Source organism: Klebsiella sp. 18074, assembly GCF_902705905.1.
GTDB lineage: Bacteria > Pseudomonadota > Gammaproteobacteria > Enterobacterales > Enterobacteriaceae > Klebsiella > Klebsiella terrigena.
The window spans coordinates 44,696-55,617 of the sequence record NZ_CACSIS010000009.1 but is presented as its reverse complement, the minus strand read 5'-3'; the positions used below and the strand labels follow the sequence as shown (position 1 = coordinate 55,617).

At 58.3% G+C, this 10,922-nt stretch carries 11 protein-coding genes; 9 read left to right on the top strand and 2 right to left on the bottom strand.

Features of this window, described 5'->3' with window-relative positions; genetic code table 11:
- The first annotated feature begins 48 nt into the window (after nucleotides 1-48).
- Entirely contained in the window at nucleotides 49-2,328 is a 2,280-nt protein-coding gene (gene maeB / locus GVK32_RS10965) for an NADP-dependent oxaloacetate-decarboxylating malate dehydrogenase (RefSeq protein WP_159867817.1), read from the top strand.
- A 31-nt stretch (nucleotides 2,329-2,359) separates the two neighbouring features.
- Here the strand turns inward: maeB and hemF are convergent, their stop codons facing one another.
- Nucleotides 2,360-3,259, bottom strand: coding sequence for an oxygen-dependent coproporphyrinogen oxidase (hemF, locus tag GVK32_RS10960; protein ID WP_159867814.1), 900 nt, complete (start codon nucleotides 3,257-3,259; stop codon nucleotides 2,360-2,362).
- Nucleotides 3,256-4,131, bottom strand: coding sequence for an N-acetylmuramoyl-L-alanine amidase AmiA (amiA, locus tag GVK32_RS10955; RefSeq protein ID WP_159867811.1), 876 nt, complete (start codon nucleotides 4,129-4,131; stop codon nucleotides 3,256-3,258). The genes hemF and amiA overlap by 4 nt, the downstream gene beginning before the upstream one ends.
- 211 nt (nucleotides 4,132-4,342) lie before the next feature.
- Between amiA and GVK32_RS10950 the strand changes: the two genes are divergently transcribed.
- The 8 genes from GVK32_RS10950 to cysA all read left to right on the top strand — a co-directional run bounded on the left by GVK32_RS10950 (nucleotide 4,343) and on the right by cysA (nucleotide 10,854).
- Entirely contained in the window at nucleotides 4,343-4,768 is a 426-nt protein-coding gene (locus tag GVK32_RS10950; RefSeq protein ID WP_041146662.1) for a GNAT family acetyltransferase, read from the top strand.
- Nucleotides 4,755-5,204, top strand: coding sequence for a DUF2919 domain-containing protein (locus GVK32_RS10945; protein ID WP_159867808.1), 450 nt, complete (start codon nucleotides 4,755-4,757; stop codon nucleotides 5,202-5,204). The genes GVK32_RS10950 and GVK32_RS10945 overlap by 14 nt, the downstream gene beginning before the upstream one ends.
- 61 nt (nucleotides 5,205-5,265) lie before the next feature.
- Complete coding sequence (locus GVK32_RS10940; RefSeq protein WP_041146660.1) at nucleotides 5,266-5,841, top strand: RpoE-regulated lipoprotein; 576 nt, start codon at nucleotides 5,266-5,268, stop codon at nucleotides 5,839-5,841.
- Between the two features lie 95 nt (nucleotides 5,842-5,936).
- Nucleotides 5,937-6,836, top strand: coding sequence for a Dyp-type peroxidase (locus tag GVK32_RS10935; RefSeq protein WP_159867805.1), 900 nt, complete (start codon nucleotides 5,937-5,939; stop codon nucleotides 6,834-6,836).
- Between the two features lie 209 nt (nucleotides 6,837-7,045).
- Nucleotides 7,046-8,062, top strand: coding sequence for a sulfate ABC transporter substrate-binding protein (locus tag GVK32_RS10930; protein WP_041146658.1), 1,017 nt, complete (start codon nucleotides 7,046-7,048; stop codon nucleotides 8,060-8,062).
- Nucleotides 8,062-8,895 (top strand): sulfate/thiosulfate ABC transporter permease CysT, encoded by an 834-nt coding sequence (cysT, locus tag GVK32_RS10925; protein WP_076947707.1) that lies wholly within the window; start codon nucleotides 8,062-8,064, stop codon nucleotides 8,893-8,895. Before GVK32_RS10930 ends, cysT begins: the two co-directional genes overlap by 1 nt.
- On the top strand, nucleotides 8,895-9,770 hold the full coding sequence (gene cysW, locus GVK32_RS10920; RefSeq protein ID WP_159867802.1) for a sulfate/thiosulfate ABC transporter permease CysW: 876 nt from the start codon (nucleotides 8,895-8,897) through the stop codon (nucleotides 9,768-9,770). Before cysT ends, cysW begins: the two co-directional genes overlap by 1 nt.
- On the top strand, nucleotides 9,760-10,854 hold the full coding sequence (gene cysA, locus GVK32_RS10915; protein ID WP_159867799.1) for a sulfate/thiosulfate ABC transporter ATP-binding protein CysA: 1,095 nt from the start codon (nucleotides 9,760-9,762) through the stop codon (nucleotides 10,852-10,854). Before cysW ends, cysA begins: the two co-directional genes overlap by 11 nt.
- Nucleotides 10,855-10,922: the final 68 nt, after the last annotated feature.

Here is a 10,922-nt window from a genome sequence, read left to right as displayed (position 1 = left end):
GACATTGCCCGTCACCCCCTACGATCGATACGTGAAAGGAACAATAAAATGGATGAGCAGTTGAAACAAAGCGCCCTCGACTTCCATGAATTTCCAGTCCCTGGAAAAATTCAGGTCGTGCCGACCAAACCCCTCGCGACGCAGCGCGACCTCGCGCTGGCCTACTCGCCGGGGGTAGCAGCGCCTTGCCTGGAGATCGAAAAAGACCCGCTGGCCGCCTATAAATACACCGCGCGCGGCAACCTGGTTGCGGTCGTCTCCAACGGTACCGCGGTGCTCGGTCTCGGCAATATCGGCGCGCTCGCCGGTAAGCCGGTGATGGAAGGTAAGGGCGTTTTATTTAAGAAGTTCGCCGGCATTGACGTGTTTGATATTGAAGTTGACGAGCTGGACCCGGACAAATTTATCAACGTGGTGGCCGCGCTGGAGCCAACCTTTGGCGGCATCAACCTGGAAGATATCAAGGCGCCCGAGTGTTTCTACATCGAGCAGAAGCTGCGCGAGCGCATGAATATCCCGGTATTCCATGACGATCAGCACGGCACGGCCATTATCAGCACCGCCGCCATTCTCAACGGCCTGCGGGTGGTTGAGAAAAACCTCTCCGACGTGCGGATGGTCGTTTCCGGGGCGGGCGCCGCGGCTATCGCCTGTATGAACCTGTTGGTGGTGCTGGGCATGCAGAAACACAACATTGTGGTCTGCGACTCCAAGGGGGTGATTTATAAAGAGCGTGAGCCAAACATGGCGGAGACCAAAGCGGCCTACGCGGTGGACGACGACGGCAAACGCACCCTCGACGACGTGATCGACGGGGCGGATATTTTCCTCGGCTGCTCCGGCCCGAAAGTGCTGACGCCGGAGATGGTGCAAAAGATGGCCCGCGCGCCGCTGATCCTCGCGCTGGCTAACCCGGAACCGGAAATCCTGCCGCCGCTGGCGAAGCAGGTCCGCGAAGATGCGATTATCTGCACCGGCCGCTCTGACTATCCGAACCAGGTTAACAACGTGCTGTGCTTCCCGTTTATCTTCCGCGGCGCGCTGGACGTCGGCGCCACGGCGATTAACGAAGAGATGAAGCTGGCGGCAGTGCACGCGATTGCTGAACTGGCGCATGCCGAGCAGAGCGAAGTGGTGGCCTCCGCCTACGGCGATCAGGATCTGAGCTTCGGGCCGGAATACATCATCCCGAAACCGTTCGATCCGCGACTGATCGTGAAGATCGCGCCGGCGGTGGCGAAGGCGGCGATGGACTCCGGCGTGGCGACGCGCCCGATTGCCGACTTTGATGCCTACATCGAGAAACTCAGCGAGTTCGTTTACAAAACCAACCTGTTTATGAAGCCGATTTTCTCCCAGGCGCGCAAAGAGCCGAAGCGCGTGGTGCTGGCAGAAGGAGAGGAGACGCGGGTCCTGCACGCGACTCAGGAGCTGGTCTCTTTGGGGCTGGCGAAGCCGATTCTGGTAGGGCGTCCGAGCGTTATCGAGATGCGCATTCAGAAGCTCGGCCTGCAGATTAAAGCCGGGGTTGATTTTGAGATCGTCAATAATGAATCCGATCCGCGCTTTAAAGAGTACTGGAGCGAATACTACCAGCTGATGAAACGCAGCGGCGTCACCCAGGAGCAGGCGCAGCGGGCGGTTATCAGCAATACCACGGTGATTGGCGCGATCATGGTCCATCGCGGCGAGGCGGATGCAATGATCTGCGGCACCATCGGTGATTACCATGAGCACTACGCCGTGGTTCAGCCGCTGTTTGGCTATCGTGACGGCGTAAACACGGCGGGGGCGATGAACGCGCTGCTACTGCCGAGCGGTAACACTTTCATTGCCGATACCTACGTCAACCACGATCCGACGCCGGAGCAGCTGGCTGAAATCGCCCTGATGGCGGCGGAGAGCGTGCGCCGCTTCGGTATCGAGCCGCGCGTTGCGCTGCTGTCGCACTCTAACTTCGGCTCCGCCAACTGCCCGTCAGCGAGCAAAATGCGCAAGACCCTGGAGCTGGTGAAGGCGAGCGCGCCGGATCTGATGATCGATGGCGAAATGCACGGCGATGCCGCGCTGGTCGAAAGTATTCGCCACGATCGGATGCCGGACAGCCCGCTGAAAGGGGCGGCTAACATTCTGGTGATGCCGAATATGGAAGCCGCGCGCATTAGCTACAACCTGCTGCGGGTTTCGAGCTCCGAAGGGGTGACCGTTGGGCCGGTGCTGATGGGGGTGGCAAAACCGGTGCATATTCTGACGCCGATTGCCTCCGTTCGCCGCATTGTCAATATGGTGGCGCTGGCGGTAGTGGAAGCGCAAACTCAGCCGCTGTAATGAACGCAGCCCCGGATGACCGGGGCTGGGTTTAAATCCACTCTTTGACTTTGATAAAGTCGCTCAGGGCAGCCTCCGGGCTGCCTTCTTGCGGCTGGTAGTCATACTCCCAACGCACCAGCGGCGGCATCGACATCAGAATCGACTCCGTGCGTCCGCCGGTCTGCAGGCCAAATAGCGTCCCGCGATCCCATACCAGATTGAACTCAACGTAGCGCCCGCGACGATAGAGCTGAAACTGACGCTCCCGCTCGCCGTACGCCATCGCTTTACGCCGCTCAACGATCGGCAGATACGCATCGGTGTAGCCATTGCCCACGGCCTGCATAAAGCTGAAGCAGTGGTCAAAGTCCGGGGTATTTAAATCGTCAAAGAACAGGCCGCCAATGCCGCGCTGCTCGTTGCGGTGCCTGAGGAAGAAGTAGTCATCGCACCACTTTTTGTAGCGCGGATAGACCCCTTCGCCAAACGGCTGGCACAGGTCGCGCGCGGTGCGGTGCCAGTGGCGAGCGTCCTCTTCAAAACCGTAGTAGGGGGTCAGATCGAAACCGCCGCCAAACCACCACACCGGGTCCGCGCCGGGCTTTTCGGCGATGAAAAAGCGCACGTTGGCGTGGCTGGTCGGCACGTAGGGACTGCGCGGGTGAACCACCAGCGAAACGCCCAGCGCTTCAAAGCTACGGCCAGCCAGCTCCGGGCGATGAGCCGTGGCCGAAGCCGGCATGGCGTCGCCGTGAACATGAGAAAAGTTGACTCCGGCCTGCTCAAAGATAGCGCCTTCCCGCAGCACCCGGCTACGTCCGCCGCCGCCGCCTTCGCGCTGCCAGCTATCTTCGATAAACGGCTGGCCGTCGAGGGCGCTGAGCTGCCGGCAGATAGCGTCCTGCAGCTGGAGGAGATAGCGTTTAACCTGTTGCACGTCGGGCTTCATTTACGTCTCTTTGAGTGGGCTTTTTGGTTATCGAACCAGTGGAAGTAGCCGATGATGCCGGAGGCAATGGCGCTGGCGATTTTCTGCCGAAACGCGGTGGTACCTAACAGCTTTTCCTCGCCCGGATTGGTAATAAATGAGGTCTCGACCAGCACCGACGGAATCGACGGCGACTTCAGCACGACGAAGGCCGCCTGTTCGGTGTTGCGGCTGTGCAGCTTATGCACCGGCTTAATATTTTTCAGGATATGTGAGCCCAGCGTCAGGCTATTTTTGATGGTATCCGTCTGGACCAGATCGAACAGCACCTGCTGTAGCAGATGATCTTTCGCGGTGGTCTTTTTGCCCGCAACCTCGTCGGCGCGGTTTTCGCGATCGGAGAGGTATTTCGCCATTGCGCTACTGGCGCCACGGTTGGAGAGGGCAAACACGGACGCCCCGGCGGCGCTGGGGTTAGTAAAGCCGTCGGCGTGAATAGACATAAACAGATCCGCACCGTGCTGATGGGCAATTTCCACGCGGTCGTACAGCGGAATAAAGGTATCGCCAGTGCGCGTCAGGCGCGCGTCGATGCCGTTACTGCGCAGAATGCTGCGCACGGTTTTGGCAATCGCCAGCACGACGTGTTTCTCTTTGGAGCCGTTATGGCCGATAGCGCCGGTATCAATACCGCCGTGTCCCGGGTCGAGCATCACGACGCGCTTCGCGCCCGCTTTTTTTGCGGCCGGCTTACTGTGCCCATTGGACGTCGTCAACGGCTGTTCTTTTGCGCTGGCCTGCGAGGCAATCCCGCTAAGGGTTACGGCAGCCAGCCCGGCTTTCAGCACCTGGCGGCGCGAAGCAAGTATTTTTAATGGTTTAAAAGTGCTCATTCGGCCTGAATTACAAACAAGTGGTACCCAATGTTATATCGTATCGTGTTTTCCGTTACGACCTTTCATAATAAGAATTGTTTTACTTTTCATTTCAATACGTGACAAGGTCATATTATGTCATTTTTTGAGGTTAATTTCGCCTGATATTGGCTATCGGACATAATCACGCCATAATCACTTTTTTTATGCCTAAAAGATGGGGAATACCATGGAGATACGCGTTTTTCGCCAGCAGGATTTTGAAGAGGTGATAACTCTCTGGGAGCGCTGCGAGCTTCTGCGCCCGTGGAATGACCCGGAAATGGACATCGAGCGTAAGGTTAATCACGATGTCAGCCTGTTTCTGGTTGCCGAGGTTAACGGTGAGGTTGTGGGCACGGTGATGGGCGGCTACGATGGCCATCGCGGTTCGGCTTACTATCTCGGCGTTCATCCGGAGTATCGCGGACGCGGAATCGCCAACGCGCTGCTTAACCGGCTGGAAAAAAAACTCACCGCCCGCGGCTGCCCAAAAATTAATATCATGATCCGCGAAGACAACGAGGTCGTGCAGGGCATGTATGAACGGCTTGGCTACGAATATGCGGACGTGCTCAGCCTGGGTAAGCGTTTGATTGAAGATGAAGAATACTGAGCTCATCCCCGCCGATTTTGATGCGCACGGCCGGCTAAGGCTGCCGTTCCTCTTCTGGTGCGTGCTGCTGCTGCAGGCGCGAACCTGGGTGCTGTTTATTATGGCCGGGGCGTCGCGGCAGCAGGGCGATGCTCTGCTGAATCTGTTCTACCCCGATCATGACAACTTCTGGCTTGGGCTGCTGCCCGGAATACCGGCGGTACTGGCGTTTATCGTCAGCGGCCAGCGGCAGCGCTTTCCCCGCTTCTGGCCGCTGATACGCTGGCTGCTGGTGCTCTCTCAGGCGCTGCTGCTTATCTGGCAGCCGGTGCTGTGGCTGGGCGGCGAGTCGCCTTCGGCCCTGACCATCGGCCTGCTGGTAGCGGATATTTATGCGCTGTGGTGGCTGCTAAGCAGCCGTCGGCTGAGAGCCTGTTTCCAGCAAGAGCAGGTTTAACGGCACTTTTTGCCGATCTCGCACTCCAACAGGCGTCAAATTAACAGGAAAGGACGATCTCATGAAATCGCTACGTTTACTTCTTTGCGCGCTTCCGCTGGCGTTAACCGGCTGCTCGACGATGAGTGCGGTCAACTGGTCCGGGGCCCTGCCGTGGAACTGGTTTGGTTCCTCCATGGAGGTCACCGAGCAGGGGGTGGGTAATCTGACGGCCGCCACGCCGCTGAATGAACAGGCCATCAGCGACGCGCTCGGCGGCGGCTACCGCCTGCGCAGCGGCATGAAAACCGCCAACGGCAATATCGTGCGCTACTTTGAGGCGCTGAAGGACGACAAGGTGGTGATGACGATTAACGGCGAGAACGGCACCATCAGCCGCATCGACGTGCGCGACAGCGAAATCAAAACCGAGAGCGGCGTGCAGGTAGGGACTCCGTTCAGCGAGCTGTACAGCAAAGCGTTCGGCAACTGTCAGAAGGCCAGCAGCGACAACGGCGCGGTGGTCGAGTGTCAGGCGCAGGGCAGCCAGCATATCAGCTACGCCTTCACCGGCCACTGGAGCGGCCCGGAAGAGCTGATGCCTTCAGACGATACGCTGAAAAACTGGAAAATCGGTAAAATCACCTGGCGCCGCTAATTTGATCTGGAGAGACACGACGGCGGGGAAAAACGCGTACAATAGTCGCGTTTAAAGCGCCACAGCGTTGTGGTTGTCTCATTTCAGGAGGAGCGATGTCTCAGGTTCAGAGCGGCATTTTGCCGGAACATTGCCGTGCGGCGATTTGGATTGAAGCCAATGTAAAAGGGGACGTTAACGCCCTGCGTGAAGCCAGCAAAAACTTTATCGATAAGTTAGCCACCTTCCAGGCTAAATTCCCGGACGCGCAGCTGGGGGCGGCCATTGCCTTTGGCAATAACGTCTGGCGCGAGCTGAGCGGCGGCGTGGGTGCCGAAGAGCTAAAAGAGTTTCCCGTTTACGGAAAAGGCCTGGCGCCATCGACTCAGTACGATCTGCTGATTCATATCCTGTCCGCTCGTCATGAAGTGAACTTCTCCGTTGCCCAGGCGGCAATGGCAGCGTTTGGCGGCATCGTTGAGGTCAAAGAGGAAGTCCACGGCTTCCGCTGGATCGAAGAGCGTGACCTCAGCGGCTTTGTCGACGGTACCGAAAACCCGGCCGGCGAAGAGACGCGCCGTGATGTCGCCATTATCAAAGATGGCGTCGATGCGGGCGGGAGCTACGTCTTCGTTCAGCGCTGGGAGCACAACCTCAAGCAGCTAAACCGCATGAGCGTTCCGGATCAGGAGATGATGATTGGCCGGACCAAAGAGGCCAATGAAGAGATTGACGGCGACGATCGCCCGGAGACCTCGCATCTCAGCCGCGTTGACCTGAAAGAGGACGGCAAAGGGCTGAAGATTGTGCGCCAGAGCCTGCCGTACGGTACCGCCAGCGGCACGCACGGCCTCTATTTCTGCGCCTACTGCGCCCGTATCTACAACATTGAACAGCAGCTGCTGAGCATGTTTGGCGATACCGACGGCAAGCGCGACGCTATGCTGCGCTTTACCAAACCGGTAACCGGCGGCTATTATTTCGCGCCGTCCGTGGATCGTATTCTGGCGCTGTAGATCTTCCTGCGCCATCGCCCTCTCCCCCGCGGGGAGGGCTGCTATCAATGTTTGCCTCTTTTTAACGTTGCCGCCGGCCGCGGTTTTCAAAGCCCTTATTCTCTTTTCTACTTCCAAATCGCCAAACGGTATATAAAACCGTTACTCCTTTGGTACGCGTTATAAATATTATGACCATATGAAAGTCATCAATCTTATAAGGGTGCGCAATGGCCGTTAAATCACTGAACAAAGGATACCTGGCGCTGGCTGCTTCTGTGCTGCTGGTTGCGCAGGCTCAGGCGACTGAATTGCTGAACAGTTCCTACGATGTTTCTCGCGAGCTGTTTGCCGCCCTTAACCCGCCGTTTGAACAGCAGTGGGCGAAAGATAACGCCGGCGATAAGCTGACGATTAAGCAGTCCCACGCCGGCTCGTCAAAGCAGGCGCTGGCGATCCTACAGGGCTTAAAAGCCGACGTGGTGACCTATAACCAGGTGACCGACGTGCAGGTCCTGCATGACAAAGGCAACCTGATCCCGGCCGACTGGCAGAGCCGCCTGCCGAACAACAGCTCGCCGTTCTACTCCACGATGGGCTTCCTGGTGCGCAAAGGGAACCCGAAAAACATCCATGACTGGAACGATCTCGTTCGTTCCGACGTGAAGCTTATCTTCCCTAACCCGAAAACGTCGGGCAACGCGCGCTACACCTATTTAGCCGCATGGGGCGCAGCGGATAAAGCCGACGGCGGCGATAAAGCTAAAACCGAGCAGTTCATGACCCAGTTCCTGAAAAATGTCGAAGTGTTTGATACCGGCGGCCGCGGCGCGACCACCACCTTCGCGGAGCGCGGACTGGGCGATGTGCTGATTAGCTTCGAATCGGAAGTGAACAACATCCGCAAGCAGTATGAAGCGCAGGGGTTTGAGGTGGTGGTACCGAAAACCAACGTTCTTGCCGAATTCCCGGTGGCGTGGGTGGATAAAAACGTCAAGGCCAACGGCACGGAGAAGGCGGCAAAAGCCTACCTGAACTGGCTCTACAGCCCGCAGGCGCAGACGATCATCACCGACTACTACTACCGCGTGAACAACCCGCAGGTGATGGAAACGCTGAAGGATAAATTCCCCCAGACTGAACTGTTCCGCGTTGAGGACAAGTTTGGATCCTGGCCGCAGGTCATGAAAACGCATTTTGCCAGCGGCGGTGAGCTGGACAAACTGTTGGCGGCGGGGCGTAAGTAATGTTTGCTGTTGCCTCTAAGCGCGTGCTGCCGGGCTTTACCCTGAGCCTCGGCACCAGCCTGCTGTTTGTCTGTTTAATTCTGCTGCTTCCTCTGAGCGCGCTGGTGATGCAGCTGGCGCAGATGAGCTGGGGACAGTACTGGGATGTTGTTACCAACCCGCAGGTGGTTGCCGCGTATAAGGTGACGCTGCTGTCGGCCTTTGTGGCCTCTATTTTTAACGGCGTGTTTGGCCTGCTGATGGCGTGGATCCTGACGCGCTACCGCTTTCCCGGCCGCACGCTGCTCGATGCGCTGATCGATCTGCCCTTTGCGCTGCCGACGGCGGTAGCGGGCCTGACCCTGGCGTCGCTGTTTTCGGTCAACGGTTTTTACGGCGAGTGGTTGGCGAAGTTTGATATCAAGGTCACCTATACCTGGCTGGGTATTGCGGTGGCGATGGCTTTTACCAGCATCCCGTTCGTGGTGCGTACCGTTCAGCCGGTGCTGGAAGAGCTGGGCCCTGAATACGAAGAGGCCGCGGAAACGCTGGGCGCCACGCGTCTGCAGAGCTTCCGTAAAGTCGTGCTTCCGGAGCTCTCTCCGGCACTGCTGGCCGGCGTTGCCCTGTCATTTACCCGCAGCCTGGGTGAGTTCGGGGCGGTTATCTTTATCGCCGGAAATATCGCGTGGAAGACGGAAGTCACCTCGCTGATGATTTTTGTGCGTCTGCAGGAGTTTGACTACCCGGCGGCGAGCGCAATCGCCTCGGTGATCCTGGCCGCCTCGCTGCTGCTGCTGTTTTCCATCAACACCCTGCAAAGTCGCTTTGGTCGACGTGTGGTAGGTCACTAATGGCGGAAGTTACTCAATTGAAGCGTTACGACACGCCCCGCATCAACTGGGGAAAATGGTTTCTGATTGGTACCGGGATACTGGTTTCCGGCTTCATTCTTATCGTGCCGATGGTTTACATCTTCGTTCAGGCCTTTAGTAAAGGCCTGATGCCGGTCCTGCAAAACCTCGCCGACCCGGATATGCTACACGCGATCTGGCTGACGGTGATGATTGCGCTGATTACGGTCCCGGTGAACCTGGTATTCGGTACGCTGCTGGCCTGGCTGGTGACGCGCTTTACCTTCCCTGGCCGCCAGCTTCTGCTGACGCTGCTGGATATCCCTTTTGCCGTTTCGCCGGTAGTGGCGGGACTGGTCTATCTACTGTTTTACGGCTCTAACGGCCCGCTTGGTGGCTGGCTGGATGAGCATAACCTGCAAATTATGTTTGCCTGGCCGGGCATGGTGCTGGCAACGATCTTCGTGACCTGTCCGTTTGTGGTGCGCGAGCTGGTGCCGGTGATGATGAGCCAGGGCAGCAACGAAGATGAGGCGGCGATTCTGCTCGGCGCGTCGGGCTGGCAGATGTTCCGTCGGGTCACGCTGCCCAATATTCGCTGGGCGCTGCTGTACGGCGTGGTGCTGACCAACGCGCGCGCCATCGGCGAGTTCGGCGCGGTGTCGGTGGTCTCCGGGTCAATTCGCGGCGAGACGCTGTCGCTGCCGCTGCAAATTGAGCTGTTGGAGCAGGATTACAATACCGTGGGTTCATTTACCGCCGCAGCCCTGCTGACGTTAATGGCTATTTTGACCCTGTTTTTGAAAAGTTTAGTGCAATGGCGTTTGGCCAATCAGGAAAAACGCGCGCAGCTGGAGGGAAATCATGAGCATTGAGATTGCCAATATTAAGAAATCTTTTGGTCGCACCCTGGTGCTGAATGATATCTCGCTGGATATCCCTTCCGGACAGATGGTCGCGCTGCTGGGGCCGTCAGGCTCCGGGAAAACGACGCTGCTGCGCATCATTGCCGGCCTGGAGAATCAGTCCAGCGGCCATATTCGCTTTCACGGCACCGACGTGAGCCGCGTGCACGCCCGCGATCGCAAAGTGGGCTTTGTGTTCCAGCACTACGCGCTGTTCCGTCATATGACGGTATTCGACAATATCGCCTTTGGCCTGACGGTGCTGCCGCGCCGCGAACGGCCGAACGCCGCCGGGATCAAGGCTAAGGTGACGAAGCTGCTGGAAATGGTGCAGCTGGCGCATCTTGCCGATCGCTATCCGGCGCAGCTCTCCGGCGGTCAGAAACAGCGCGTGGCCCTTGCGCGCGCGCTGGCCGTTGAGCCGCAGATTCTGCTGCTTGATGAGCCCTTCGGCGCGCTGGATGCCCAGGTGCGTAAAGAGCTCCGCCGCTGGCTGCGTCAGCTGCATGAGGAGCTCAAGTTTACCAGCGTGTTTGTGACCCACGATCAGGAAGAGGCGATGGAAGTCGCCGATCGCGTGGTGGTCATGAGCCAGGGCAGCATCGAGCAGGCCGACGCCCCGGAACGGGTCTGGCGCGAACCTTCTACCCGCTTCGTGCTGGAGTTTATGGGCGAAGTTAACCGCCTGAAGGGGACCATCCGCGGCGGCCAGTTCCACGTTGGCGCACACCGCTGGCCGTTGGGCTATACCCCGGCGTATCAGGGGCCGGTCGATCTGTTCCTGCGTCCGTGGGAGGTCGATATCAGCCGCCGTACCAGCCTTGATTCACCGCTGCCGGTACAGGTTCTGGAAGCCAGCCCGAAAGGCCACTACACCCAATTAGTCGTGCAGCCGCTGGGGTGGTATGACGAGCCGCTGACCGTGGTCCTGCCCGGCGACGACGCGCCGTATCGCGGCGAACGTCTGTTTGTCGGCTTGCAAAACGCGCGCCTGTACAACGGCAAAGAGCGCATCGAGCCGCGCGAGGAACTTGCTCTGGCAGAATCTGCCTGATAGCTTAACCCTCAGTTTATCGTCGTTCAGGCGACGGCAAGGATTAGGTAGCCCGGATGCAACGCCGT

Bases quoted from the DNA above. Each gene is read 5' to 3' on its own strand.
- maeB (WP_159867817.1), top strand. From the start codon at position 49: ATGGATGAGCAGTTGAAACAAAGCGCCCTCGACTTCCATGAATTTCCA.
- hemF (WP_159867814.1), bottom strand. From the start codon at position 3,259: ATGAAGCCCGACGTGCAACAGGTTAAACGCTATCTCCTCCAGCTGCAG.
- amiA (WP_159867811.1), bottom strand. From the start codon at position 4,131: ATGAGCACTTTTAAACCATTAAAAATACTTGCTTCGCGCCGCCAGGTG.
- GVK32_RS10950 (WP_041146662.1), top strand. From the start codon at position 4,343: ATGGAGATACGCGTTTTTCGCCAGCAGGATTTTGAAGAGGTGATAACT.
- GVK32_RS10945 (WP_159867808.1), top strand. From the start codon at position 4,755: ATGAAGAATACTGAGCTCATCCCCGCCGATTTTGATGCGCACGGCCGG.
- GVK32_RS10940 (WP_041146660.1), top strand. From the start codon at position 5,266: ATGAAATCGCTACGTTTACTTCTTTGCGCGCTTCCGCTGGCGTTAACC.
- GVK32_RS10935 (WP_159867805.1), top strand. From the start codon at position 5,937: ATGTCTCAGGTTCAGAGCGGCATTTTGCCGGAACATTGCCGTGCGGCG.
- GVK32_RS10930 (WP_041146658.1), top strand. From the start codon at position 7,046: ATGGCCGTTAAATCACTGAACAAAGGATACCTGGCGCTGGCTGCTTCT.
- cysT (WP_076947707.1), top strand. From the start codon at position 8,062: ATGTTTGCTGTTGCCTCTAAGCGCGTGCTGCCGGGCTTTACCCTGAGC.
- cysW (WP_159867802.1), top strand. From the start codon at position 8,895: ATGGCGGAAGTTACTCAATTGAAGCGTTACGACACGCCCCGCATCAAC.
- cysA (WP_159867799.1), top strand. From the start codon at position 9,760: ATGAGCATTGAGATTGCCAATATTAAGAAATCTTTTGGTCGCACCCTG.